Genomic DNA, 25,642 nt, shown 5'->3' with positions numbered 1-25,642 from the left:
TAACGAAAGAGTCTGTCCTTAAGCGTTATCAGCTCGTCATTCTGCCTTTAAATAGCCCCGCCTTGGCCTTTACCCTTTCGCCATAATTCGGTATCTTTGCGCCGAAATGATAGCTATAAACGATCTTACGTTCGAGATAGGTGCGCGCGCGCTTTATGATGAGGCCAACTGGCACATCAAACCAGGTGAAAAGATCGGCCTGATCGGTGCCAACGGTACCGGTAAGACCACTCTTTTAAAGCTCATTGTGGGCGATTACTCGCCTACATCGGGTACCATATCCAAATCAAAGGACCTCACCATCGGTTACCTTAACCAGGACCTGTTGTCGTACTCGGCCGATAAGTCGATACTACACGTGGCCATGGAAGCCTTTGAGCGTCAGAACCAGTTACATGACGAGATCGAGGAACTGCTTAAAAAGCTGGAGACCGATTACAGCGAGGACCTCTTGCACAAACTGAGTGATAAGCAAAGCGAATTTGACGCGCTTGACGGTTACAACATCGAATATAAAGCACATGAGATATTGGCAGGCCTTGGCTTTGCCGATGAGGACCAGGAGCGCAAGCTGAACACCTTTTCGGGTGGGTGGCGTATGCGGGTGATGCTGGCCAAGATCCTGCTGCAAGCACCTGACATCCTGCTGCTGGATGAGCCTACCAATCACCTGGACCTTCCATCGATCCAATGGCTGGAAGATTATTTAGGTAAGTTCGAGGGTGCGGTGGTGATCGTATCGCACGATAGGTGGTTCCTGGATAAGGTGATCAATCGTACGGTAGAATCGCGCAAAGGTAAACTGACCGTTTATGCAGGTAATTACAGCTTCTACTTGGAAGAAAAAGGCCTACGCGAAGAGATACAACGCGGCGAGTTCAAGAACCAACAGGCTAAGATACGCCAGGAAGAACGCCTGATCGAGCGTTTCCGTGCCAAGGCATCTAAAGCTAAAATGGCGCAATCGCGTATCAAAATGCTCGACAAGATGGAGCGTGTTGACGACGTGGACGACGATAACCCGACCGTGAACTTTACCTTTAAGTTCACCAAGCAAAGTGGACGTAACGTGATCAACATTGAAGGGCTGAGCAAAAGCTACCCTAACCTGGAGATCCTGGACGCTGCCGATGCCATTATTGAGAAAGGCGACAAGATCGCGCTGATCGGTGCCAACGGCCGCGGTAAATCGACCTTGCTGCGCATCATAGCCGGCGCCGATAAGAACTTTACTGGCAAAAGTGAAACGGGCTACAACGTGACACAAACGTTCTTTGCCCAGCACCAATTGGAATCATTACATCTCGACAACGAGATACTGGCCGAGTTACAGGCCTTCGCACCTAAGCATACCGATACGGAGCTACGTTCAGTACTGGGCTCGTTCCTGTTCACGGGTGATGATGTGTTCAAAAAAATCAAGGTATTGTCGGGTGGTGAGAAATCACGCGTGGCACTGGCCAAGGCCCTTACCGCCGATGCCAACTTCCTGATCCTGGATGAGCCCACCAACCACCTTGACATGCAGTCGGTGAATATCCTGATCCAGGCCTTGCAGCAGTTCCAGGGAACTTTCATCGCGGTATCGCACGATCGTTGGTTCCTTGATAATATCGCCAATAAGATCTGGTTCATCGAAGACCATAAGATCAAAGAATACCCGGGCACCTACCAGGAGTATGAGGAATGGAACAGCAAGCGCAAGCTTCAACCTAAAGCCGCACCGGCCCCAAAGCCAAAAGTAGAAGAAAAGAAGGAGCCTGTTAAGCAGCAGCCGTCAGAAGATAAAAGCAAACAGCTAAAAAAACTGAACCAGGACCTGGGCAAAATGGAGCAGCAGATCGCAGATCTGGAAAAAGAGGTAAAAAGATCAGAAGCCGAACTGGCCGATGAGAAAGTTTACAACGACGCTGCCAAACTGAAAGCCACCAACGAACAGTACAAGCAAAAGCAGACCCAGCTCAAACAACTGCAACAGCAATGGGAGACCCTTGCCGAGCAGATCATGGAACTGGAAGCATAATTCAACCACCACGTCATTGCGAGGAACGAAGCAATCTCTGGACCGATACGATCGTCGCACTTTTCCGCAACGAGTTTGCCGCGCTATGGCTCGCAATGACGTGTTTTTTTTGATGCTGCTGGCATCGCTCCTCCTCTATCTGCCCTCACAAGCCCAGCAAGTGATCCAATACAACGATCACATCTACCTGCCCAACATCAAAAGCGTCGAGTGCTATAACACCAGCAAGGAAGGCTCGTTCCCACTCATCCAGCTACGTTCGGGGGAACAACTGCAACTGGCCTTTGATGACCTTGGAGGCAATAGCCGTCAGTACTACTACAGCCTGGAACATTGTGACGCGCAGTGGCAACCGTCGCGCCTTTCTCCAACCGAATATTTGACCGGCTTTGTGGAGGACCGCATCATGGATTATAATTATTCCAGCAGTACCATCCAAAAGTACATTCATTACGAGGTCAAGATCCCTAATCAGACCATTGCCCCTAAATTGCCTGGCAACTACCTGCTTAAAGTTTACGAGGATGGCAACCAAAGCAAAATGATCATCACCCGCCGGGTGTACGTGGCTACCTCTGCCGTAGGTGTAGGTGCCCAGGTGGTTCCGTCCAACAATGTGCAGCTCCGTGACCGCGATCAAAAGATCAATTTTACGGTCAATTACGGCGGCCTGAACGTGCAGAACCCTTACGGCGATATCAAAGTGGTGGTGATGCAGAACGGACAGCAGCGTACGGCACAAATGAATACACGGCCTACGTTCATCCGTAATTCGCAGCTCATTTACACCGACCCGACCATCAACGACTTTGCCGGTGGTAATGAATATCGCCTGTTCGACCTGCGTACATTGAAGCTAAACTCGCAACGAGTGGCCCGCATATTCAGAGACACCGCCAACACGGTACTACTCACCAGTGATGAAGCGCGTAACCGCAGCTCATACCTTTTCGAGTATGATAATAATGGCGAGTTCCTGATCCGCAACCAGGACGGCCGCGACCCGCGCACTGATGCCGATTATGCCAATGTGTATTTTAACCTTGGCCTCAACAGCAAGCCCAACGGTGACGTGTACGTAGTAGGTCGCTTTAACAACTTTGAGCTGACAGATGCCAACCGGATGACTTACGATGCCACCCGTGACCGCTACACCCTATCCTGCCTGCTTAAACAGGGCATATATGATTATCAATACGTATTAGTGAACGCCGACACCAAAAAGGCTGATAGCGCACCTATCGAAGGCAGCTACTTCGAGACCGAGAACACCTACCAGATCCTGGTATATTACCGCCAACCCGGTTCCCGCTGGGAAGAACTGGTGGGATATCAGGAGGTGAGGACGAAGTAGAGGCAGTTTGGGAGTGGCAGCAGCGGTCAATAACCCGTGATGGTGCCACTGCCACTCAACACTGCTACTAACTCCTCCCAAAAACCTATATTTGCCCTATGCAAGTAAAAAAGCCTCAAGATTCTTTAGTGATCATGAACGAATTGGTGTTACCCAATGATACCAATATGATGCACAACCTGATGGGTGGGCGCTTGCTTTACTGGATGGATATCGCTGCCGCCATGAGCGCGCAAAAACATAGTAACCGCTTAGTGGTGACCGCCTCGGTCGATAATGTGTCCTTTCAGCGATCGATCAAATTGGGCGATGCCGTTACCATTGAGGCGAAGGTGACCCGTGCCTTCAATAAATCGATGGAAGTTCGTTTGGACGTCTGGGCACAGAACATTCCTACTGGTACCAAGGAAAAAAGCAACGAGGCCTTTTACACCTTTGTGGCGCTGGATGAAGATGGCAAACCCACCTTTGTGCCCGAGATCGTACCTGAGACCGAAGATGACAAACTGCTTTTTGCAGGCGCCCTGCGCCGTCGCCAGTTAAGGCTTATCCTGAGCGGGCGCATGGAACCTAACGATGCTACCGAGATCAGGGCGTTGTTCGAAGCGGCCAAACATGATGTATAGGGCTTAGCCTGTATCTATATAACAAAGAAAAGGAAGCCTTAAGCTTCCTTTTCACATTAAAAATGTCCTCGAATTTGCTGGCAGATCTGCTGATCGTACAACTCACGCAATTTTTGGTGTGTTTCGGGTGGTAAAGGTGGCAATGCGGATGCCTCTACGTTGTTGTTCACCTGGCTGATCTTGGATGCACCCGGTATCACGGTGGTCACTTCAGGGTGATCCAATATCCAGCGGATAGCCCATTGTGCCATGCGCTCATCAGGCAGCAAGGTCTTGATCTGGCCGGCCAGTTTCACTCCCTCTTTGAAGTCGATACCCGAGAAGGTCTCTCCTGCATTGAATGCCTCGCCATTGGCATTAAAGTTACGGTGATCGTTAGCTCCAAAACTGGTGTTGCTATTGAACTTTCCACTCAGCAAACCACTGGCCAGCGGCACACGTACGATCAGGGCCACGCCCCTTTCTTTGGCCTTGGCAAATACCTCGTCGGCCACATGCTGCCGGAACAAATTAAAGATGATTTGCAACGAGGCCAATCCTTCCTGCTCCAAACAGATCAAAGCTTCTTCCGACGTTTCAACACTGGCGCCAAAATGACGGATCAGTCCTTTTTGCTGCAGCGTGCGCAAGTGATCGAACACTTGCCCGGAGCGCATCTCTTCGGTAGGGATGCAGTGCAGCTGTTCTAAAAATAGCTGCTCTTGTCCCAGGTGCTTCAACGAATCCGTCACCTGGCGCTCCATTGCCTCGTAGCTAAAGTTTTGCGGCCAGCCGTTGCTGCCGTCATGGCGGCGGCCCAGTTTAGTGGCCACGTATAATTCCTTTGCCGAGGTTTTGAGGAACTTGCCAATGATGGTCTCGCTCACACCCATGCCGTATACGTCAGCGGTGTCAATGAAATTGCCGCCCGCGTCCACATAGGCTTGTAGGATCTGTAAGGCATCATCCTCATTCACGGTGCCCCAGTCGGCACTGCCCAACTGCCAGGTGCCCAACCCGACCTCAGCTATCTGTGTATCTTTAAAATTCCTGTATATCATAAGTAGAATGGTCGCAATAATGGTGCCCGGTAAATGATCAGCTGCCCAACTCGATAATGCGGTCGAACTCCTCGGCCTTTAACGGCATCACGCTCAGGCGGCCCTGCCGCACCAGCGATATATCCTTCAAACGCTCATCGGCCTTGATCTGCTCCAACGTTACCGGGTTCTTTAATGATTCGACAGGCACCAGATCGACCACCACCCAATTGGCATCGTCAGTGGTAGGGTCCTGGTAAAACTCCTTCACCACCTTGGCCACGCCCACTACAGCCTTACCCTCGTTGCTATGGTAGTACAGCACCAGGTCGCCTTCCTTCATTCCTTTAAGGTTATTACGGGCCTGGTAGTTACGCACGCCATCCCAAAAGGTGCGACCATCTTGGTTGAACTTTTCCCAACTGTATTTAAAAGGTTCTGACTTAACGAGCCAATGATTCATATTAAAAGTGATTTAAAAGGCTCAAGTGCAACAACGGCGGCTTGAACAGCCCAAAGGTGACAAAATGCGGTGAGAAACAAAAATCAGGACGCTATTGTCGCGCTTATGGATGTAAAGAAATATGTGACCCGTTAAACTGAATGGGCCTGCTATATTACCTTATCCACAAGAAAGCGACTTAACGCATCAGGTATTTGACCGCGCCAACCATCAAGATCAGCAGCAGGATAACGAATGTGATGACCACCTTCCACAGGTTGCTTTGTGCATAGGGGTTATCTTCGAGCTTTGAAGATGGTTCGCCATTTGCTCCGGTGGCCTCTTTGAGATCATGCATATACCAAGGTAATACAATTACTTATGCTTCATCGAGGACGATCGAACTCCGTCCTTATCGATCCGGGCTTGCTAAGGCTGCATATAATTCGGTCAAAACTCCCTTAATGGCCATTTTAGCGTTTTTGTTAACTTTGCGCCTGATCAACTTGAACGCTAACACTATCATATGAAGATCAGGAGTGCGACCCGGTACCTCAACGACTGGTCGGGCAGCCAAACCTTGCTGAATGCTCAGCTTAAGCTATTTACCTTAATGCTGGCCGCCAATGTGGTAAAAGGTGGCATCTATTTATATGATGCCATGACCCGTTACAACGGTGATGGTAGCGGCCGGGCCATCCGTTTAATGGTTAGTTCCATGCTGATCATACTGGTGCTGCGCCGGTTCCCCAAGATCCTGAAATGGGGCATCCATTATGCGGTCATCGCTACCATTGCCCACGTGTATTACCGCACGTTCAACCGGTCGGTGGGGTTAGATGTGGTGACCCTGCAAGCGATCATCATGGTGATCATCTCGGCATTTTACGGCCTCGGCAAATTGTGGGGCACCATTTACACCATTATTGCGGCGGCGGCATCCATAGCTGTTCATTTCATCTCGTTTCGTTTCACCGGACTCCACCCACTGCCTCAAAACCTAAACGATATTTATATCGTGGTCAACTGGCTGGTGATTCTGTTCTCGCATATCTACTTTCATGGCGTACTTTACGGTAACCTGCGCGCCAGCAAGACGTTGAGTTTGCAACTGGCAGAGGCTGCCCAGGCCAAGACCAACTTTTTATCGACCATGTCGCACGAGTTGCGTACGCCTCTTAACTCGGTGATCGGTATAGCAGGACTGCTCATCAGTGATGAGGCCAATGCCAAGCAAAAGGAACAGCTCGATGTGCTTAAGTTCTCGGCCGAGGGATTGTTGACGCTTATCAACGACATCCTAGATATCAATAAGCTCGATGCCGGCAAACTGGAGCTGGAATCCACTCCCTTCTCGCTCGACCTGCTCCTGAACGGCATTGCCCAGGGCATGGAGTTCAAGGCGCACGAAAAAGGATTGAAGTTCAAGAGCGATGTGGACGCCTCTCTAAAGAACAAGACCTTTCAGGGAGACCCGGCGCGTTTAGGCCAGATCTTGTATAACTTGGTCGGTAACGCGGTCAAATTCACCGAAAAAGGCGAGGTGACCCTTAAGGTCGAACTACTGAAGGCTGAAAAGCTGACCCACCAAATGAGGTTCAGGGTGACCGATACGGGTATAGGCATTTCCCCGGAGCAGCAAAAGCTGATATTCGAGCCTTTTCAGCAGGCTACGGCAAGCACCACCCGCAAATTTGGTGGAACAGGTCTGGGATTGGCGATCGTGAAGCAACTAGCCGAGATGTTCGGCAGCCAGATCCAATTAGAAAGCGAGTTGGGCGTAGGCACAAGCTTCTATTTCGACCTCTCGTTGGAACAAGTAGAACAGCAGGCACCTACCACCTTAAGCACCGCCACTACTCCTACCGAAAAGAACTTGAGCGGTCTGCGTATCCTGTTGGCAGAGGACAATATGATGAACATTTACTTCATGAAGCAGCTGTTCAAACGTTGGGATATCACTGCTGATATTGCCGAGAACGGCGCTGAAGTTTTAGAGCTGTTGGACCAAAAAGATTACGACCTGGTGCTGATGGACATGCACATGCCGGTAATGGATGGCATGCAAGCCACACAAAAGATCAGGCAAATGATCGATCCGGCAAAAGCCAACATTTATATCATCGCCTTAACGGCATCCGTTTCTGATCAGATCCAAAAACGCGTGATCAATTGCGGTATGAACGATTATTTGCACAAGCCCTTCCAACTGGAGGAGTTACGGGCCAAGTTAGAAGAACGGGCTGACCGCTCATGACCCGGGCTTAGCTCAGCTGTTATTTAGCCGTTTTACATAAGTTGGATAGCCTGTTCATCATTTGTTGTTTCGTTCCGATGATCAGATCAAAACATCTTTCTTAGGCTATTTATCGTTATAGTAAAAAAGCTTACTTTAGCGATGTTTCTATCCAAAAATGACCAACGATACCCAGCTGCTTAATAAAGATATACTACTCCAGGTTCTCGCACTATCAAAAGATGCCACTGCTGTGTACAGTTCTGCGGAGCTGACCATTGAGTTCGCCACTGATACCATGATCGCTTTTTGGGGCAAGGACCGCAGCATTATAGGCATGCCGCTGGGCGATGCTGTGCCTGAGCTAAAGGGACAGCCTTTTTTGGACCTGCTGCGTAACGTGTGGATCACGGGCGAGACCTATCAGGCGCAGGACACACCGGCCGAGCTGCTTAGAGACGGCCACTTGCAGACCTTCTATTTTGACTTTGAATATAGGGCCATCAAAAATGCGGACGGCAAAACTTATGCGCTGCTTCATACAGCTACTGAAGTTACTGAACGTTTAAAGGCTTTGGAACGGGTCAAGATAAGCGAGCGCAAAGAGCAGGAGCTGAACACCGAACTTGCTGCTACCAATAAAGAGCTCCAGGCTGTTAATGATGATTATTTCACGGTCAACAAAGAGTTGTATGCCCTTAACGAAGAATACCAGACGGCCAACAGCGAACTGGCTGCCACCAATAAACAGCTGAACGACGCGTATACGCAGCTGAATGATACAACTGACACCCTGAAGCTTACCGAAGCGCGCGCACGTTTGCTGCTGGAACAGGCCCCCGTGGCCATAGGACTGATCGATGCTACAAGTTACGCCATGCTATCGGCCAACGAACTTATGATCGACCTGTGGGATCTTACCCGCCAGGATATCGGCAAGCCGTTGACCGACATTTTACCGCCGGCAACGGCAGAGAATCTATTGTCTATTATTGAGGAGGTGAAGACCACCGGCGCCCCTGTTTACGGTTATGAGATCGACACCCTTCGTGGCAATAACGAGCAGCGTGAGGCTGGCTATCACAACTTTGTGTATCAACCCTTAAAAGATAGTAAGGGCAAGGTGTACAACATTATGGTGGTAGCTAATGACATTACCGAGCAAAGCAAGCTAAAAAGGCAGATCCAATACAGCGAGCAGCGCCTCATTCAAATGATCGGTACTGCCCCGTTGGGCATGACCATTTTAAAAAGCCGCGACCTGATCATCGAGGTGGCTAACGAACCCATGTTCAAAATATGGGGCCGCACCCGTGAACAAACGATAGGTCATAAAATACTTGACGTTTTCCCTGAGCTGCTTGATCAGCCGTTCCCTCAAATGCTGGCTTCTATCTTCGAGACAGGTGAACGCATCGCTATCAGCGAGATACCGGTTGACATCAGTGACCTGGACGGTTCCATACGCAAGATATACGTCAACTTTACGTACGACCCAATGTTGGACGAGGACGGTAACGTGGAGGCCATAGTTGCGGCGGTGATCGATATCACCGAGATCGTGGAGACCCGCCAAAAGCTGGAAGAAAGTGAGGCGGCCTTGCAACAGTTCAATGAAGAGCTGTCAGCCGTTAACGAGGAACAGGAAGCCGCCAACGAGGAATTACTGGCCACCAACGAGGAGCTGGCCGCTGCACAGCACGAGATACAACGCTTTAATAATAAACTGATCGAGAGCGAGAACCGCATTCGTAGCATCCTTGAGCAAGCTCCACTGGGCATGTGCGTGCTTAGCGGCCCTGAGCATATGATCGAGATCGCTAATGAGAGTATATTGAAGATATGGGGCCGCACCGAAGAAGAGGTATTGGGCAAACCGCATCACCTGGCACGCCCCGAGCTGGACGGACAACCCGTTTACGAGTGGCTGGATGCCGTATACCATACCGGTATCACCAAAGTGAATAACGAGTTCAGGGTGATGCTATATAACCACGGTACGCTGCGCGAGGCCTATGTGAACTCTATATATCAACCCCTACGCAACGCTAACGATGAGGTGATCGGTATCATGGTGCTGATCGATGAGATCACCGACAAGGTGAAGGCACGATTGGAAGCTCAACGGGTACAGGAAATGTTCAGCATCGCGGTGGAGGCAGGCGAACTGGGCACATTCTATTACGACCCATTGACCAACCGTTTCTCGGGCAACGAATTACTCCGGTCATGGTTCGGGCTGAAGCCTGAGGAGAACTTTGACCTTAATATAGCCACTGACTGTATTCTGGACACCGACCGGCAACGGGTGATAGATGCCATTACCTACGCACTCGACCCGGCCTCAGGCGGCAAATATGATATCGAGTACACTATCGTGAACCCGTTAACACAGGAGCATCGTATCGTGAAGGCCAAAGGCAAGACCTTATTTGACGAACACGACCATACCGCATTAAGCCTTAACGGCACCTTGCTCGATATAACCGAACGCAAAAAGGACGAGCAACGCAAGAACGATTTCATTGGCATGGTAAGCCATGAGCTTAAAACACCACTCACCTCGCTAAAAGCCTATTTGCAGATCTTGCAGGCCAGAGCATTGAAGGCTAATGATAGCTTTACATCGGGCGCACTGGAAAAGGCCGACAACCAGGTCAAAAAGATGACCGGCATCATCAACGGCTTCCTGAACGTGACCAGGCTCGAATCGGGTAAGATCCATATCGATAAACAGCATTTTGCTTTAGGCGAGCTGATCAAAGAGACCGACGAAGAGATCAGCGCTACGGTATCAGGCCATACGGTGATCTTTGAGTGCACCGAAGAACTGATCGTGGAGGCCGACCGTGACAAGATCGGGCAGGTGATCAACAACCTGGTCAGCAACGCGGTGAAGTACTCGCCCAACGGCTCGCATATCGAGGTCAAATGTGCAGCAGTTAATGATCAGGCTGTGATCAGCGTGAGTGATAATGGCATGGGTATCAAAGAGCAGGACATTGAAAAATTGTTCGATCGCTACTACCGCGTAGAGGGTGAGATGACGCACACCATCTCGGGTTTCGGTATCGGTCTATACCTCTCGGCAGAGATCATCCAACGTCATAATGGTCGCATTTGGGTCGAGAGCGAGTATGGCAAGGGTTCGACCTTTTATTTTAGTTTACCCCTTTAAGCAGAGAGCATCATTGGCTGATCAAGTAAGATCCTTTGTTGCTCATGCCGATTGGAAGGCCTGAGTTGACCTTGATGACACTTCTATTACCGTTTTATACAAAACTCGTAAAAACGTGCAAGTAGTCCCTACTTCTGTATAAGTGCCAGGTGGCTTTGCCGCTGTAGTTTTGCTATCACAATTTAAATATCACTAACGATGGCAAAAACTATTTTTATAACCGGCGCATCGCGCGGTTTTGGCAAAATATGGGCAAAAGCCCTTTTAGATCGCGGCGATCAGGTGGCTGCTACTGCACGCAACCTCGACCATCTGAACGATCTGGTGACCGAGTATGGCAGCAAGATCCTCCCTATCCAGTTAGATGTTACCGACCGCGCCGCCAGCTTTGCAGCGGTACAAAAAGCGGCCGACCATTTTGGCCATATCGATGTACTGATCAATAACGCAGGTTACGGCTTGTTCGGCACTATTGAGGAGAACACAGAGGCCGAGGTTCGTCAGCAATTCGAGACCAACGTATTCGGTCTGCTTTGGGTAACACAAGCTACCCTGCCGATCATGCGCCAGCAAGGCCATGGGCACATCATCCAGGTATCGAGCATATTAGGTGTGGTGACACTACCGAACCTCGGTATTTACAACGCCACCAAATTTGCGGTGGAAGGTTTGAGCGAGACCCTGGCCAGCGAGGTAAAGGACATGGGCATCAACATCACCCTGGTAGAGCCTAACGGCTTTGCTACCGACTGGGCAGGCGCATCGGCCGTTCAAAGCACTCAATTGCCTGCTTATGATGGTGTACGTGCAGCATTTGCAAAAGGCATGGAGAACCCCGACACCTTCGGTATCCCTGAAGCTACCACACCGGCTATCCTTAAACTGATCGATGCCCCTCAACCTCCGTTACGTTTGTTCCTGGGTAAGGTGGCGTTGCCATTCGCCAAACAGGTGTATGAACAAAAACTGGCCGAATGGCACGAGTGGCAGGACGTATCTAACGCTGCACACGGCAAGTAATAAAAAATGGGATCGAACTGACAAGTTGCGCATGCATCGCTGTGCGCAACTTGTTATTATTGTATATGGTTATGAAACACTACAGCAGCATTACCGAACTGCATCGCGAGAACGGCTTTGTGCCACCCGAACATCCGCTAATCAGCTTTGCGCGCTGCAATAACACCTGCCCATTGGGCGATCGTGAGTTCACTACCGATATGTATATGATCGGCTTTAAAAAGCTAAAGGCGGGCATGATCAAGTATGGCCGCACCAAGTACGATCACGAGAACGGTTCCATGTCGTTCATGAAACCAAGGCAGATCATCGAGTTCAACAACCTCGAATTTGAAGAGGATGGCTTCCTCATCTTCATCCATGAGGATTATCTGGCCGGTCACCCACTGCTGGCCGAAATAAGGTTGTACGGATTTTTTGAATATGAATCGAACGAAGCATTGCACCTGTCGCCCAAGGAAGAAGAGATCATTTGGGACCTTTATAATAAGACCATAGCCGAGTACGATAACAACCCCGACGAGTACAGCCGCGAGATCATGCTGAGCTACATAGGCTCGATCCTCAAATATGCCCAGCGTTTTTATAAGCGGCAGTTCATTGATCGTACCGGTCTGTCGGGCAATACGGTCACCCGCTTTGACCACGTGCTTAAAAGTTATTTTGAAAGCGGGTCATTGGCTCAAAGGGGATTACCTACGGTACAGAGCCTGGCATCACAACTCAATGTATCGGCCCGTTACATGAGCGATATGCTGAAGCAGGAGACCGGCAAAACAGCCCTTGAACTGATCCACATCCACATGATGACCGAGGCCAAGAACAGGCTGCGATCGGCCGATGTGAGCATCGCAGAGGTGGCCTATCAACTAGGGTTCGAGAATCCGCCGTACTTTACAAGGCTGTTCAAAAAAGAAGTGGGCATTACCCCTACCGAGTTCAAACGAACCTTGCTGAACTGATAATACATTTGCCACGGGCAAACAAAAAAAGAATATTAAGGTAACATAAGCATATTATTAACTGCTCTGCTGCCTTATATCCATGTTAACGCCCGAAAAAAAACCACAGGCCACCACTCCTAAAGATGAATTGACCTACGTACAAAAGGTATGGCAAACCGTGACCATTGTTACCTTGCTGGTGATCACTATACTGATCGCCCGAGTGGCTTTCAATGTATTACTCATGGTGATGTGCGGTACCTTGATATCTGTATACTTCCATGGCCTGGGCGACCTGATCGAGCGCAATACCACGCTCAGCCGTAAATGGGCCATGACCATTTCGGTGGGTGGTTCGTTCATATTGCTGGGCCTTGTGCTCTGGTTCATGGGCAATACACTCGAAACCCAGATCGCGCAATTAAGTAACTCCCTGCCCGGCACCATCAACAACTTCAAGGCCAAGCTATCTGAATCGCCCGTTGGGCAAAAGGTGCTTGAGTACTTTGCAGGTGATGATGACGATAGCTCCAAAAAGCTGATGGCTACCGCTCAATCTTTCTTTAATACCAGCTTTGGCGTATTGGGCAACATCTACATTATCTTCTTTCTGGGCATCTTCTTTACCTCTGATCCCGACCTGTACAAGAATGGTATTTTACTGCTGCTGCCCGAAAACCGCAAGTTCACCGGCCGCTATATCATCAACCGCATTAGTTTGGCACTTAAAGGCTGGTTAAAGGGAATGATGTTGTCCATCGTGCTCATTACCATTATGCTGTTCATCGGGCTAAGCATCATGCATATACCAGTAGCTATCGTACTGGCACTTATTGCCGGCATGCTCAAGATCATCCCTAACTTTGGATCGCTGGCGGCCATGATCCCGGGTGTGTTGCTGGCGCTCACTATCAGTACGCAAACGGCCATCATTGTATCGCTCATCTACATCGTATCGCAAACCATCGTAAGTAATATCATTACCCCCATCATACAGAACAAGATGATCAACCTGCCCCCTGCCCTTACCATCATTAGCCAGATCATTATGGGTACCCTATCGGGCGTGCTGGGAATCATTATGGCGGTGCCGTTGCTGGCGATCGTTTTTATATTGGTAGATGAACTTTATGTCAAACCTATGAACCTCAAGAAAGCTCAACTGGCCGCGGGTGTGGACCTACCTTGAGCTTTTCAACAAAACAGATCGAGCTTTACAACAAAGCGACCTGAGCGCCGTGCCGATATCTTTGAATTATCATTAATTCAAGATATCATGACAAAAGTTTGGTTCATAACCGGTAGCTCACGTGGCCTTGGCCGCAGCCTTACCGAAGCTGTACTGGCCAGCGGTGATCAGGTGGCCGCCACCGCACGCAATGTTTCATCATTACAAGATCTGTCAAGCCGTTATCCTGATCAGCTGCTGCCTATCGCTTTAGATGTGAATGATCATGCCGGGGTTCATCGTGCCGTGGCCGATACCATTGCGCGCTTTGGCCGCATTGATGTGCTGGTGAACAACGCGGGCTTTGGCATCACCGGCGCTGCCGAAGCTTATACTGACGAACAGGTACGCAGCCAATTGGAGACCAATTTGCACGCCCCTATTGAGATTACCCGTGCCGTGCTGCCTTACATGCGCAAGCAACGCAGCGGACGCATATTGCAGATCAGCTCCATAGGTGGCCGTGTCGGTAATGCCGGTGTCACCATTTACCAGGCAGCCAAGTTTGGCCTGAGCGGCTTTAGCGAGGCCTTGAGCCGCGAGGTGGCACCGCTGGGCATTAAGGTCACCTGCGTTGAGCCGGGCGGTTTCCGTACCGATTGGGCAAGCGCTTCCATGACCTATGCCCCGCGTGTAGAGGGCTACGAACATACAGTAGACACCAGGGCCGACTTTTTTGCAAGCGGCAAATTTGTACCTATGGGAGACCCCGACAAGGCCGCCCGTGTAATGATCGACTTGGCTGGCCATCCCGAGCCACCTGTGCACCTGGTGTTGGGTAGTGAGGCGATAGGGATGTTGAAGAACGCCAACGAAGCTCGCGATCGTGAAATGGAACAATGGCTGCAGGTAAGCACCTCTACTGACCATGACGAGGCAGAGAATTTTCTGGATACCGAAATGGGCAAAAGTTATTACAAACGATAACACAGAGTTCACCTACAGCACGGATCAGTTGAATGCTTCGTGCTGTAGGTATGATCTTGTAGATTTGTGTAGATAAGTATGAGAACACTCGACCGCACTTCTATCCTTTACTCGTGCTACCAGCAACGCAGCCGTGAAGGCGAGCAGTTCATTGCCGAGCACGTGTTCGGCGTGATCATTTCTGGCACTCAAAAGCTTTTTGTGGATGGAGAAACTTACGAGTTCGGTCCGGGTGATTTGCGCTTCTTTCGGAAGGACCAACTATGCCGTTTTGAGAAAGAACCGCCTCCGGGAGGCGAATTCTTGTCTGTATCAGTGTTTCTGAGTAAGGACACCCTCAGAGCCATGAGTATTGAGCTAGATCTTCATGCTGATGGCCCTTACACGGGCGACGCCATCAAAAGGTTGGCGCCCAATAAGCTGCTCCAAAACTATATCGATTCGTTATCGCCCTACTTGCATGGCAGCGATACCGCCATCGACCCCGCGCTTACTAACCTGAAAGTACGCGAGGCGGTCATGTTGCTGTTACAGACCAACCCGGACCTCAAAAATGCACTATTCGACCTGAGCGAACCTGGCAAGATCGACCTGCAAAGCTTCATGAACGCCAATTATCGTTTTAACGTGGATATCAGCCGCTTTGCCTACTTGACGGGTCGCAGTTTGGCCACCTTCAAACGCGATTTTGAGCGGATCTACCATACCAGCCCCAGCCGCTGGCTGCAACAGCAAAGATTGAACGATGCTTACTTTTTGATCAAGCAAAAGGGCAAGCCAGTGTCTGATGTGTATCTTGAGGTAGGCTTCAAGGACCTGTCTCACTTCTCGTTCGCCTTCAAGAAAGTATATGGCGTAAGCCCTACCATGGTCTGACCCGGCCTGTATTTACAAGTTACCTGATCAGCCATGTTTGAATTTTGCAATCATGTGTTTGAAATTTGCAATTTACCCTTGACTTTAGCGCTTATTTTTGTTTTCAAGAATTTTCAAGAAAAATGGAGAAAATTGAAACTTTAGAAGACTTTTATCAACATAAATTCAACTACCTACCGTCGAATTTACAGAATGATATCGGTCATTTCAATGTGTTCCGTACCGAGGATTGCGTGGGTCCCAATGCCAAACCGGTGGTGTATACCCGCCGCGACTTTTATAAAGTTGGCTTGGTACGCGGCCATAACCGCTACCACTATGCCGATAAAAGCCTGGAGGTGAACGGCACTACCTTAATCTTCTTTAATCCGCAGGTGCCTTACACGTTCGAATCGCTGTCTGAGCCGCGTACAGGCTTCTTTTGTATCTTCTCCAAGTCGTTCTTTACCGAGAACCTAAGGGGCCGGTTGAGTGACCTACCGATGTTCATGCCGGGTGGAAAACCAGCCTATATACTTGACGCTGAGCAGGAAAGCCACGTAGTACACATATTTGAACGCATGCTTGAAGAGATACGCTCCGACTATGCCTTCAAGTACGACCTGATCCGCAACTATGTGACCGAGCTGACCCATTTCGCGCTCAAAACACGCCCGTCAGAAGAGCTGTACCAGCACCCGGATGCCAAATCGCGTATCACGGCAGTATTTACCGAGCTATTGGAGAGGCAGTTCCCGATCGAGGCGCCATCACAGCGGTTCACCATGCGATCAGCTAAGGACTTTGCCTCACAACTGGCTGTACACGTGAACCATTTGAACCGCGCCATCAAGGAGACCACCGGCAAGACCACCACCCACCTGATCGCTGAACGGGTCGCCGCCGAGGCCCGCTCCCTGCTGCGCCACACTGACTGGAACGTGTCTGAGATCAGCTATTGCCTTGGTTTCGAGGAACCTGCACACTTCAATAACTTTTTCAAGAAGCAGATGCAGATCACGCCGACCAAGTTCAGGCTAAGCGCATAAGACGACCTTTGGATCAACACTTCAACAAAAGTGCGGTTATTTGCTTATATAGTAGATAACCGCATTTTGCATATATAGTCACCACTCTCGCCATGGATACCACCTTTAACGCCTTAGTGATCACCGAACAGAACGGACAGTTCACGAAAGAGATCAAACAGCTTAACATCAGCCAATTACCTGATAACGACCTGCTGATCAGGGTGCGTTATTCATCGGTCAATTATAAAGATGCCCTTTCCGCATCAGGGAACAAGGGCGTTACCAAAGCATACCCTCATGTTCCGGGCATCGATGCCGTGGGTGAGGTAATACATTCAAGGTCAGACGCTTTTAGACAAGGCGACCAGGTATTGATCACCGGGTTCGATCTGGGTATGAATACCTGGGGTGGCTTTGGCCAATATATTAGTGTACCATCCGATTGGGCACTCCACCTGCCCGATGGCCTTACCGCTTACGAGGCCATGGCTTATGGCACAGCCGGCTTTACGGCCGCCCTATCGGTGCATGCGCTTATCAAAGCCGGCGTACAGCCCCAGCAAGGCCCTATTGCGGTGAGTGGAGCTACAGGTGGTGTGGGCAGTGTAGCCACGGCCATCCTGAGCAAATTAGGCTACCACGTAATGGCTATATCTGGCAAACCTGACGATGGCTTCCTCACCAAAACCCTCGGCGCCACTGGGGTGATAGACCGTAACATCTTCATTGACAAGCATAATAGCCGCCCGATCACCGCTCCTGCCTTTGCCGGCGGCATTGATACCGTTGCAGGACCCATACTATCCGGCATGCTTAAAGCGACGCGCTATGGCGGTGCGGTCACCTGCTGCGGCATGGTCTCCACCGGCGACCTGGACACCACCATCTTTCCATTCATCTTGCGCAACGTCAGCCTGTTAGGTATCGATTCGGTATCGGCACCTATGGAGTTACGCCAACAGATCTGGCAATTCCTCGCCAACGAATGGAAGCCCTCCAACTTAAGCCAACTGACCCAACAGATCAGTCTTGAACAACTGCCGGAGACCCTTGACACCTTGTTAGCCGGTCAGGCCAAGGGACGTTTTGTGCTGGCTCATGAGCTACATAGTTAGAGACCGCGGGCTATTTGGGCTTAAAATAGAGCACCTTCGCACTGTTCGTTCTGCTTGATATTTGCAGATATTTTTCGAAAAAGTTGGATATTTATGGAAATAGTTGGTGGCATTATTTGCACCTCCGACAACACTAATATTTCCAGGCTGAAATAGCGACAGCATGCACTTGGTTTGAATTTTGCAATCATTAGATTGAATTATGCAAACGCTCCCTCTCGGCGCCATACTACCTTTGTATCATACAAACACAACAAGCTATGAGAACAAACAAAGTATGGTTCGTTACCGGTGCCTCCAAAGGCTTCGGTTTGCTGATGGTACAGCAGTTACTTAGCCAGGGCCAACAGGTGGCCGCCACCTCACGCAACATTAAAAACCTTACCGATGCGGTAGGCAGCCAGGCATCGGCCAGCTTCCTTCCTTTAGAAGTAGATCTGGGCAACGAGGCCAGCGTAGCCAAAGCCATCGACCTAACACACCAAACCTTTGGCCGTATAGACGTAGTGGTGAATAACGCCGGATATGGCATAGGCGGAAGTATTGAAGAACTCACCGACACTGAGACCCGCAATAGCTTCGATGTCAACGTATTTGGCACCCTGAACGTGATCCGTAAAGTGATGCCTTACCTACGCGAGCAAAAAAGCGGGCACATCATCAACCTGTCGTCTATCGCGGGCATAGCACCTGGTACCGGCTGGGCTATATATGCCGCAACCAAATTTGCGGTGATCGGGCTGAGCGAGGTACTGGCCAACGACGTTAAAGACTTTGGCATCCACGTCACCGTAGTAGCCCCCGGCGCCTTCCGTACCAGCTTTTTAACACCGGATTCGCTCATCATGACCGAGAACCCCATCGGTGCCTACCAGGCCGTGCGCGAAAGCCATGCCCGCTATCTGCAAATGGATGGCAAACAGGCTGGCGATCCGGCTAAGGCGGCCAAGGCTATGATCGATCTGGCGCATGACGAGAACCCACCGTTATACCTGCTGTTAGGCGGTGATGCGTACGATCGTGCAATGAGCAAACTGGAGTACCTGGTGCGTGAGTTCAGCCTCAACGAGGAATTGTCGAGGTCGATGGCCTACCACGGATAAGGCCCTGCACAAGTCCCCGGATCTGCCGTCTGCTGGAACGTGTACATCAACCTAAACTTATCACGATCAAATACACAACGACCTATTATCCATGGACAAGCGACAAAAGGTTTGGTTAGGGACCGGAGGAGCATCAATAAGTTTGGGGCTTAATGGGTGTGGCCGATGCCCATATCGAAGCCAATAGAGCCGGGCTGGACAAGTGGAAAGACCGGCCTCAGTTACCAACGTTGATCAGCAAGCTTAATATTTTTCTTCTTACTAACGGCGGTGTAACAATAAGCGCACACTGCCGTCATAATAATGATCACCTATTCAATATTACCATTATGCATATCGAATTTTGTGTACTTCTGTCAAGTTTGCTACGCCTTGGATTGGCCGTAGCGGTGAGCTATGTGCTGGTGAACCAGTATACAGCCATGAAGAGTGAGGGATGATTTCATTAGTCGTGCTGAACTTGTTAGAGCATCCCACTTACTAATTTGCGAGGTGCTCCGCCATATCTTTTAAAACACTGTCATCCTGAACGAAGTGAAGGAACCTATACGCCATGATGATCGCTTCGTATAGGATGTTTCGACTACGCTCAACATGACAGGATGGAGAGTATATAGTTAAACAGCTGGTCATGCTGAACTCGTTTCAGCATCTCACATGCAAGGTCTTTCACGTGTCCTGAGAGATGCCGATAGGCATCGGCATGACTGGTGGTGGGCCTGATGATCGCACTTACTTTTCAAAATACCTGTCATGCTGAACTCGTTTCAGCAACTCACCTGCAAAGTAGCCCACAAGTTCACTTGTCCTGAGGGATGCCGATATGCATCGGCATGACTGCGCGGAGCGAATGATCAAGACCCATCTTCTCTAAAACACAACAGCCATGCTCAACTCTCGCTTAGCATGGCTGTTTTAATATTAATGTTAAATATACTTACACGTTGAAGCGGAAGTGCATGATGTCGCCGTCCTCTACTACGTAGGTCTTGCCTTCAACGCTTAGTTTACCGGCTTCTTTACAAGCGTTCTCTGAGCCGTATTTTACAAAATCATCGTATTTGATCACCTCGGCACGGATAAAACCTTTTTCAAAATCAGTGTGGATAACGCCGGCAGCTTGTGGGGCCGTGAAGCCTTTGTTGATCGTCCAGGCACGAACTTCTTGCACACCGGCCGTAAAGTAGGTGTACAGGTCCAGCAAGCGGTAAGCGGCTTTGATCAGCTTATTTACACCCGATTCGGTCAAACCAAGATCGTCCAGGAACATCTGGCGCTCTTCAAAGCTTTCCAGTTGCGCGATCTCCGACTCGATCTGGGCCGATATGATCAGTACCTCGGCGTTCTCGGCCTTAACAGCCTCGCGTACCTTCTCTACATAGGCGTTACCGGTGTTCACTTCGCTTTCGCCCACGTTACAAACGTACATCACGGGTTTAGCGGTCAGCAACCAAAGGTCGGCCACGTATTCTTTATCTTCTTCGCTTACCGGAGCCGTACGAGCAGATAGTCCGCTCATCAGGTGATCTTTATACACGCTCAGCACTTCAAAGGCTTTTTTGCCTTCTTTGTCGCCGGTCTTGGCAGCTTTCTCTACCTTTTGCAACTTTTTCTCTACCGATTCCAGGTCCTTCAACTGCAACTCGGTATCAATGATCTCTTTATCACGGATCGGATCTACCGAACCATCCACATGGATCACGTTATCGTTATCAAAGCAACGCAGCACGTGTATGATCGCGTTGGTGGCACGTATGTTACCCAGGAACTGGTTACCCAAACCCTCGCCTTTGCTGGCACCTTTTACCAGGCCGGCAATATCAACGATCTCGATCACGTTAGGCACCACACGCTGAGGGTTAACCAGCTCGGTCAACTTGGTAAGGCGCTCATCAGGCACGGTGATCACCCCTACGTTGGGCTCAATGGTACAAAAAGGAAAGTTGGCAGCCTGTGCCTTAGCGTTAGATAAACAGTTAAAAAGTGTTGATTTACCTACGTTGGGTAAACCTACTATGCCGCATTGTAAGCCCATGTTATAGTTGTAGTTGACTGAGTGAAATGGTTCATTAAGTTAAATAAGTTAAAACTTTGAAGCTTTAAGTACGGTTTAATAACCACTTAACAGCTTAACCGGTCAACTACTTAACCACCACTAAAAATTCCCGCAAAGATAATATAAAAACGGCCTCGAAATTTGAAAAAATAAACGACTTTTGCGGCGTTGGCAAAAAGCCTATTTGAAGTATAAAAATGTAAACACGAGGGTCGGGATATGCAAGAAATGGTGGATCAAGTAGAACTGTTACTGGAAAACAATGATGAACAGCAGTTACGTGACTATTTGAACGACCTTAACATATCAGAAGTTGAAGAACTGATAGACGAACTGCCCGAGCATGCCCCCCACTTCATCGAGATCCTATCGCTCAACCGGGCGGTCAACGTGTTCAGGATCCTCGATTTCCCTACACAGGAACGACTGCTCAAAAAACTTTCAGGCGTTAAGATCGCCGAACTGATCAACGAGCTTCCGCCCGATGACCGTACCGCACTTTTTTCTGAACTGCACAGCGAGACCGTTAAAGTGCTGATCCTGCACCTTCCACCCGATGATCGTAAGGAAGCCCTTGCCCTGTTAGGTTACGAGGAAGACAGCGTAGGCCGCTTGATGACGCCCGATTACGTGGTGGTAAAAAAGGACTGGGATGTGGTGCAGGTGCTATCGCATATTCGCCGCTATGGCAAGAACTCCGAGACGATCGATGTGATCTACGTGATCGACAATAACGGCGTGCTGCTGGATGATATTCGTATACGTGAGATATTACTGGTAGACCCGGCCACCAAGGTGAGCGACCTGATGGACGACCGCCCGATATCCCTGAACGTGAATGACCCGCAGGAGGAAGCGATCAACGTGTTTAGGATGAACAACCGCGTGGCCCTGCCGGTGACCGACAACAACGGAATCTTGCTGGGTATAGTTACGGTGGATGACATCCTGTGGATAGCTAACGAGGAATACACTGAAGACATCCAGAAGATCGGTGGTACCGAAGCCTTGGATGAGCCATACCTCGACATTTCGCTATTCCGGCTGGTCAAAAAACGCGTGGGTTGGCTGGTTATCCTCTTTTTAGGAGAGATGCTAACCGCTACGGCCATGGGTTATTTTGAAGGACAGATCGCTAAGGCAGTGGTGTTGGCGCTATTCATCCCGCTCATCATCTCAAGTGGTGGCAACAGCGGATCGCAAGCCTCCACCCTGATCATACAGGCCATGGCACTGGGCGAGGTCACCATTGCCGATTGGTGGCGTGTGATGCGCCGCGAGATCATATCGGGCCTGATGCTGGGCCTCACCCTGGGCGTGATCGGCTTTTTCAGGATCTGGGTATTAACGCTGTTCAGCACCATGTACGGCCCGCATTGGGTGGCGGTGGCCTTCACCGTGAGCCTTGCACTGGTAGGCATCGTGCTATGGGGATCGCTGGCGGGCGCCATGCTTCCGCTTTTCCTGAAACGTATCGGTCTGGACCCGGCAACCTCATCGGCCCCTTTTGTGGCCACACTGGTAGATGTTACCGGCCTGATCATTTACTTCTCCATCGCCGTATCCATCATGAATATTTAGCGGCTGGCGGGCGGCTATTGTTTCCTAACCTATTGTTGTTTAGCTTTAAGGCATCACCCTAACAACACTCAACAATGGAAGAAACACCGGTAACACCCGAACACTTTACCCCTGAACCCGAAAAGAACATGCTCTTCACCGAGGAGGCACAATACTATTTACAGATCGCTGCCAAATGGAGCAAGTTCCTCAGCATTTTAGGCTTCATCGGCACAGCACTTATGGTACTGGGCGGCATATTTGCCGGCAGTTTTATCGCACGAATGAGCACTATGTCGGCAGCTATGACCGGTCAGCCAGCTATGCCACCCTCAGCAGGCGGTTTCCTGGGTGGTATTTATGTGGTTTTGGGTTTGATATACCTGATGCCTTCATTATACCTTTACCAGTTCAGCGAGAAGGCCAAAAGCGGTATCCTGTTCTATCGTAACGATGATATCGCTACGGCCATGGGTAAGCTTAAATCTTTCTTTAAGTTCTTTGGTATCGTGGCCATCGTATTCCTGTCGCTTTATGCTTTGATCATCATCGGCGTGCTGGTATTCGCAGGTACCTACTCTGCATTCCGTCAATAAGTTACTCTACTGATACCTATTACATAGCCGGGCTTAACACTAGCCCGGCTTTTTTATGCATGGCCGTTATACTTTTATGGTCCAATGTAAGTTCTTGTATCATTGACCTTACTTTATGCACCGCAGCCTTACGCTTACCTGGCAATTTTACCGGCCATTCTTGTATTATCATTTGATCTTCACGGCATTTGGCCTGTTCCTGATAGTGGGCACAGCTGATGCGATATTTCTGGCCTTGCCTACTAAATTATTAAGCTATGGCGGCATGGTATTCTACCAGCACTATCTTCATCCGCAGGAATACTTTTATTACCGTAATGCCGGCACGTCCATGCGCAGGGTATACGCCTTGGCCTTAGCGGCCGACCTATTGGCGTTCGTCACAGTGGCTACCGTTTGTCTCCTCCTCACCAAATAATGCTTAAGGCCGATAGTATATACCTCGAGTTCGATGGCCGCAAGGTGCTGCAAAGCATTTACATTGAAGCAGAACCGGGCAAGGTAACGGGACTTTTGGGGCGCAATGGCAGTGGTAAATCAAGCCTGTTAAAGGTGATCTTTGGCACGCTGGAACCGCATTATAAATACATCAATATAGATGGTCAGCATGTAAAAAAGGGCTACGCCGGTGGGCACATCGCCTACTTGCCACAGCATGGTTATTTACCAACACACCAGACCATCGAGCGATCGGCCCGCATGCTGGTGGATGTGAATGACTGGGACAACTTTGCCCGGCACGAGGTGTATCAAAAATTCCGACTTAATAAGCCGGGGCAACTCTCCGGCGGTGAGCTCCGCAAGTTGGAAACGCTGATGATATTGTACAGCAAAGCGCCGTACATACTGCTCGATGAGCCGTTCACTCACGTATCACCCATACAGGCCGACGAGATCAAGGCGATTATCCGTGAACGCTGCCGAATCAAAGGTTTTATCGTGACCGACCACCAATACCAGAACATACTCGAGATCAGCGACCAACTCGTATTACTGCAAAATGGTGCCACAAGATCAGTGACCGATGCGGACGAGTTGATCACATATGGCTATATTAGCGGTAAGTAACCCACATTTACCTTACTTTATATGACCACAATATCCATTTATCAGGCCGATGCCTTTACCGATCAGTTGTTCGGCGGCAACCCGGCGGCTGTTTGTCCGCTTACCGAATGGCTGCCTGATACCCTGATGCAAAAGATAGCCGCCGAGAACAACCTGGCCGAGACCGCTTTTTTCGTCAAGACCGACCAAGGCTATCACCTGCGCTGGTTCACCCCTGAATATGAGATCGACCTTTGCGGCCATGCAACGCTGGCCAGCGCCCATATCCTGTTCACTGAACTGAATTACAAAGAACAAGAGATACACTTCAGCACCGAAAAAGCCGGAACCCTGGTGATAAGCCGTGAAGGTGATCGCTACACGCTCGACTTTCCATCGCGCCCAGCCAACCCTGCCGAACTGCCGGAGGGTTTATTCGAGGCTTTGGGCGATCAACGCCCGATCGATGTGCTGCGTGGCCGTGATTATATGCTGGTTTACGGTAGCGAGGATGATATCACTACCATGAAGCCCGACTTTATGGCCCTTGCCAAGGTTGATACAGTAGGCGTTATCGTTACCGCACCCGGTGATCAGGCCGACTTTGTATCCCGCTTTTTTGCCCCGTCAGCCGGCATAGCCGAAGACCCGGTGACCGGTTCGGCACATTGTAACCTCATCCCCTACTGGGCCGATAAACTGGGTAAGACCGAGTTGCATGCTTACCAGGTATCAGCCCGCCGCGGCGAGCTGTGGTGCCAACTTAAGGGCGACCGCGTGCTCATGAGTGGAAAAGCGGTGACCTATTTGAAAGGTGACATATACATTTAGTTCCCAGCATGGAAAAGGTGATCAACACCCTAAGATCGATCTGTCATCAATTGCCCAATGAGCTGAATAACGTGCCCCAATCGTTGCTTTTGGACAGACCGGAAGGCAAATGGTCAAAGTTGGAGATACTTGGTCATTTGTGTGATTCAGCTATGGTGAACATACAAAGGTTCGTACGTGCGCAAGCCGACGTTCCACCTCGCATCAGTTACGATCAGGACCGATTTGTAGCGATACAGCAATATCAAAGCTATGATATGCAGGAACTGGTCACCCTATGGCACTCGCTGAACAAACACCTCTTGCATTTAGCCCTACATGCTGATAAGGATACCTGGAGTAAGATCTACATTGGTAGCCATAATGAGGAATTAACGCTCGAGTATTTATTCACTGATTATGTGGACCATTTGCAGCATCATGTGAAACAGATCATTGATTAGAGAACTTG

Annotated in this window: 23 protein-coding genes; 19 read left to right on the top strand and 4 right to left on the bottom strand. The window is 49.9% G+C overall.

Annotated elements, in window-relative coordinates; genetic code table 11:
- The first annotated feature begins 106 nt into the window (after window positions 1-106).
- The 3 genes from LLH06_RS06605 to LLH06_RS06595 all read left to right on the top strand — a co-directional run bounded on the left by LLH06_RS06605 (window position 107) and on the right by LLH06_RS06595 (window position 4,003).
- Window positions 107-2,023: an ABC-F family ATP-binding cassette domain-containing protein gene (locus LLH06_RS06605; protein WP_228172475.1), complete on the top strand. Its 1,917-nt coding sequence runs from the start codon at window positions 107-109 to the stop codon at window positions 2,021-2,023.
- A gap of 85 nt (window positions 2,024-2,108) precedes the next feature.
- On the top strand, window positions 2,109-3,377 hold the full coding sequence (locus LLH06_RS06600; protein ID WP_228172474.1) for a type IX secretion system plug protein: 1,269 nt from the start codon (window positions 2,109-2,111) through the stop codon (window positions 3,375-3,377).
- Between the two features lie 98 nt (window positions 3,378-3,475).
- The gene (locus LLH06_RS06595) at window positions 3,476-4,003 is read left to right on the top strand and encodes an acyl-CoA thioesterase (RefSeq protein ID WP_228172473.1); all 528 of its coding nucleotides are present in this window, start codon (window positions 3,476-3,478) and stop codon (window positions 4,001-4,003) included.
- Window positions 4,004-4,059: 56 nt separating this feature from the next.
- Here the strand turns inward: LLH06_RS06595 and LLH06_RS06590 are convergent, their stop codons facing one another.
- From LLH06_RS06590 to LLH06_RS06580, 3 genes are all read right to left on the bottom strand, one after another.
- Window positions 4,060-5,043, bottom strand: coding sequence for an aldo/keto reductase (locus LLH06_RS06590; RefSeq protein WP_228172472.1), 984 nt, complete (start codon window positions 5,041-5,043; stop codon window positions 4,060-4,062).
- Between the two features lie 37 nt (window positions 5,044-5,080).
- Window positions 5,081-5,485 carry an EVE domain-containing protein gene (locus LLH06_RS06585; protein WP_228172471.1) on the bottom strand — a complete coding sequence of 135 codons (405 nt, stop codon included), beginning with the start codon at window positions 5,483-5,485 and terminating at the stop codon, window positions 5,081-5,083.
- Between the two features lie 178 nt (window positions 5,486-5,663).
- Window positions 5,664-5,822, bottom strand: coding sequence for a hypothetical protein (locus tag LLH06_RS06580; protein WP_228172470.1), 159 nt, complete (start codon window positions 5,820-5,822; stop codon window positions 5,664-5,666).
- A gap of 168 nt (window positions 5,823-5,990) precedes the next feature.
- On the opposite strand from LLH06_RS06580, the gene LLH06_RS06575 reads away from it, so the two are divergent.
- From LLH06_RS06575 to LLH06_RS06530, 10 genes are all read left to right on the top strand, one after another.
- Window positions 5,991-7,721: an ATP-binding protein gene (locus LLH06_RS06575; RefSeq protein ID WP_228172469.1), complete on the top strand. Its 1,731-nt coding sequence runs from the start codon at window positions 5,991-5,993 to the stop codon at window positions 7,719-7,721.
- A 157-nt stretch (window positions 7,722-7,878) separates the two neighbouring features.
- A complete protein-coding gene (locus LLH06_RS06570; RefSeq protein WP_228172468.1) occupies window positions 7,879-10,878 on the top strand; it encodes a PAS domain S-box protein in 3,000 nt (999 codons plus the stop codon).
- A 198-nt stretch (window positions 10,879-11,076) separates the two neighbouring features.
- Window positions 11,077-11,898: an SDR family NAD(P)-dependent oxidoreductase gene (locus LLH06_RS06565; RefSeq protein WP_228172467.1), complete on the top strand. Its 822-nt coding sequence runs from the start codon at window positions 11,077-11,079 to the stop codon at window positions 11,896-11,898.
- Window positions 11,899-11,969: 71 nt separating this feature from the next.
- Window positions 11,970-12,860 carry a helix-turn-helix domain-containing protein gene (locus LLH06_RS06560; protein ID WP_228172466.1) on the top strand — a complete coding sequence of 297 codons (891 nt, stop codon included), beginning with the start codon at window positions 11,970-11,972 and terminating at the stop codon, window positions 12,858-12,860.
- 82 nt (window positions 12,861-12,942) lie between these two features.
- On the top strand, window positions 12,943-14,031 hold the full coding sequence (locus LLH06_RS06555) for an AI-2E family transporter (RefSeq protein WP_228172465.1): 1,089 nt from the start codon (window positions 12,943-12,945) through the stop codon (window positions 14,029-14,031).
- Between the two features lie 87 nt (window positions 14,032-14,118).
- Window positions 14,119-14,997 (top strand): oxidoreductase, encoded by an 879-nt coding sequence (locus tag LLH06_RS06550; RefSeq protein ID WP_228172464.1) that lies wholly within the window; start codon window positions 14,119-14,121, stop codon window positions 14,995-14,997.
- A 78-nt stretch (window positions 14,998-15,075) separates the two neighbouring features.
- A complete protein-coding gene (locus tag LLH06_RS06545) occupies window positions 15,076-15,873 on the top strand; it encodes a helix-turn-helix domain-containing protein (RefSeq protein WP_228172463.1) in 798 nt (265 codons plus the stop codon).
- Window positions 15,874-15,995: 122 nt separating this feature from the next.
- Window positions 15,996-16,901, top strand: coding sequence for a helix-turn-helix domain-containing protein (locus LLH06_RS06540; RefSeq protein WP_228172462.1), 906 nt, complete (start codon window positions 15,996-15,998; stop codon window positions 16,899-16,901).
- Between the two features lie 92 nt (window positions 16,902-16,993).
- Window positions 16,994-17,998: a YhdH/YhfP family quinone oxidoreductase gene (locus LLH06_RS06535; RefSeq protein WP_228172461.1), complete on the top strand. Its 1,005-nt coding sequence runs from the start codon at window positions 16,994-16,996 to the stop codon at window positions 17,996-17,998.
- Window positions 17,999-18,258: 260 nt separating this feature from the next.
- Window positions 18,259-19,101 carry an SDR family NAD(P)-dependent oxidoreductase gene (locus tag LLH06_RS06530; protein WP_228172460.1) on the top strand — a complete coding sequence of 281 codons (843 nt, stop codon included), beginning with the start codon at window positions 18,259-18,261 and terminating at the stop codon, window positions 19,099-19,101.
- A gap of 937 nt (window positions 19,102-20,038) precedes the next feature.
- Here LLH06_RS06530 and ychF read toward each other — a convergent pair.
- A complete protein-coding gene (ychF, locus tag LLH06_RS06525; protein WP_228172459.1) occupies window positions 20,039-21,136 on the bottom strand; it encodes a redox-regulated ATPase YchF in 1,098 nt (365 codons plus the stop codon).
- 240 nt (window positions 21,137-21,376) lie between these two features.
- Between ychF and mgtE the strand changes: the two genes are divergently transcribed.
- The 6 genes from mgtE to LLH06_RS06495 all read left to right on the top strand — a co-directional run bounded on the left by mgtE (window position 21,377) and on the right by LLH06_RS06495 (window position 25,634).
- Complete coding sequence (mgtE, locus tag LLH06_RS06520; RefSeq protein ID WP_228172458.1) at window positions 21,377-22,738, top strand: magnesium transporter; 1,362 nt, start codon at window positions 21,377-21,379, stop codon at window positions 22,736-22,738.
- A gap of 74 nt (window positions 22,739-22,812) precedes the next feature.
- Window positions 22,813-23,313 carry a hypothetical protein gene (locus LLH06_RS06515; RefSeq protein ID WP_228172457.1) on the top strand — a complete coding sequence of 167 codons (501 nt, stop codon included), beginning with the start codon at window positions 22,813-22,815 and terminating at the stop codon, window positions 23,311-23,313.
- A 115-nt stretch (window positions 23,314-23,428) separates the two neighbouring features.
- On the top strand, window positions 23,429-23,731 hold the full coding sequence (locus LLH06_RS06510) for a hypothetical protein (RefSeq protein ID WP_228172456.1): 303 nt from the start codon (window positions 23,429-23,431) through the stop codon (window positions 23,729-23,731).
- Window positions 23,731-24,381 (top strand): ATP-binding cassette domain-containing protein, encoded by a 651-nt coding sequence (locus tag LLH06_RS06505; protein WP_228172455.1) that lies wholly within the window; start codon window positions 23,731-23,733, stop codon window positions 24,379-24,381. The genes LLH06_RS06510 and LLH06_RS06505 overlap by 1 nt, the downstream gene beginning before the upstream one ends.
- A 21-nt stretch (window positions 24,382-24,402) precedes the next feature.
- On the top strand, window positions 24,403-25,191 hold the full coding sequence (locus LLH06_RS06500) for a PhzF family phenazine biosynthesis protein (protein WP_228172454.1): 789 nt from the start codon (window positions 24,403-24,405) through the stop codon (window positions 25,189-25,191).
- An 8-nt stretch (window positions 25,192-25,199) separates the two neighbouring features.
- Window positions 25,200-25,634: a DinB family protein gene (locus LLH06_RS06495; RefSeq protein ID WP_228172453.1), complete on the top strand. Its 435-nt coding sequence runs from the start codon at window positions 25,200-25,202 to the stop codon at window positions 25,632-25,634.
- Window positions 25,635-25,642 lie beyond the last annotated feature (8 nt).

It is taken from the genome of Mucilaginibacter daejeonensis (genome assembly GCF_020783335.1).
Taxonomy (GTDB): domain Bacteria; phylum Bacteroidota; class Bacteroidia; order Sphingobacteriales; family Sphingobacteriaceae; genus Mucilaginibacter; species Mucilaginibacter daejeonensis.
The sequence above is the reverse complement of the archived record's forward strand: the minus strand, read 5'-3'. Positions and strand labels throughout refer to the sequence as shown.

Coding starts and splice junctions, on each gene's coding strand:
- LLH06_RS06605 (WP_228172475.1), top strand. CDS start 107: ATGATAGCTATAAACGATCTTACGTTCGAGATAGGTGCGCGCGCGCTT.
- LLH06_RS06505 (WP_228172455.1), top strand. CDS start 23,731: ATGCTTAAGGCCGATAGTATATACCTCGAGTTCGATGGCCGCAAGGTG.
- LLH06_RS06560 (WP_228172466.1), top strand. CDS start 11,970: ATGAAACACTACAGCAGCATTACCGAACTGCATCGCGAGAACGGCTTT.
- LLH06_RS06590 (WP_228172472.1), bottom strand. CDS start 5,043: ATGATATACAGGAATTTTAAAGATACACAGATAGCTGAGGTCGGGTTG.
- mgtE (WP_228172458.1), top strand. CDS start 21,377: ATGCAAGAAATGGTGGATCAAGTAGAACTGTTACTGGAAAACAATGAT.
- LLH06_RS06540 (WP_228172462.1), top strand. CDS start 15,996: ATGGAGAAAATTGAAACTTTAGAAGACTTTTATCAACATAAATTCAAC.
- LLH06_RS06495 (WP_228172453.1), top strand. CDS start 25,200: ATGGAAAAGGTGATCAACACCCTAAGATCGATCTGTCATCAATTGCCC.
- ychF (WP_228172459.1), bottom strand. CDS start 21,136: ATGGGCTTACAATGCGGCATAGTAGGTTTACCCAACGTAGGTAAATCA.
- LLH06_RS06600 (WP_228172474.1), top strand. CDS start 2,109: ATGGCTCGCAATGACGTGTTTTTTTTGATGCTGCTGGCATCGCTCCTC.
- LLH06_RS06545 (WP_228172463.1), top strand. CDS start 15,076: ATGAGAACACTCGACCGCACTTCTATCCTTTACTCGTGCTACCAGCAA.
- LLH06_RS06565 (WP_228172467.1), top strand. CDS start 11,077: ATGGCAAAAACTATTTTTATAACCGGCGCATCGCGCGGTTTTGGCAAA.
- LLH06_RS06595 (WP_228172473.1), top strand. CDS start 3,476: ATGCAAGTAAAAAAGCCTCAAGATTCTTTAGTGATCATGAACGAATTG.
- LLH06_RS06550 (WP_228172464.1), top strand. CDS start 14,119: ATGACAAAAGTTTGGTTCATAACCGGTAGCTCACGTGGCCTTGGCCGC.
- LLH06_RS06500 (WP_228172454.1), top strand. CDS start 24,403: ATGACCACAATATCCATTTATCAGGCCGATGCCTTTACCGATCAGTTG.
- LLH06_RS06530 (WP_228172460.1), top strand. CDS start 18,259: ATGAGAACAAACAAAGTATGGTTCGTTACCGGTGCCTCCAAAGGCTTC.
- LLH06_RS06555 (WP_228172465.1), top strand. CDS start 12,943: ATGTTAACGCCCGAAAAAAAACCACAGGCCACCACTCCTAAAGATGAA.
- LLH06_RS06585 (WP_228172471.1), bottom strand. CDS start 5,485: ATGAATCATTGGCTCGTTAAGTCAGAACCTTTTAAATACAGTTGGGAA.
- LLH06_RS06570 (WP_228172468.1), top strand. CDS start 7,879: ATGACCAACGATACCCAGCTGCTTAATAAAGATATACTACTCCAGGTT.
- LLH06_RS06510 (WP_228172456.1), top strand. CDS start 23,429: ATGCACCGCAGCCTTACGCTTACCTGGCAATTTTACCGGCCATTCTTG.
- LLH06_RS06535 (WP_228172461.1), top strand. CDS start 16,994: ATGGATACCACCTTTAACGCCTTAGTGATCACCGAACAGAACGGACAG.
- LLH06_RS06580 (WP_228172470.1), bottom strand. CDS start 5,822: ATGCATGATCTCAAAGAGGCCACCGGAGCAAATGGCGAACCATCTTCA.
- LLH06_RS06515 (WP_228172457.1), top strand. CDS start 22,813: ATGGAAGAAACACCGGTAACACCCGAACACTTTACCCCTGAACCCGAA.
- LLH06_RS06575 (WP_228172469.1), top strand. CDS start 5,991: ATGAAGATCAGGAGTGCGACCCGGTACCTCAACGACTGGTCGGGCAGC.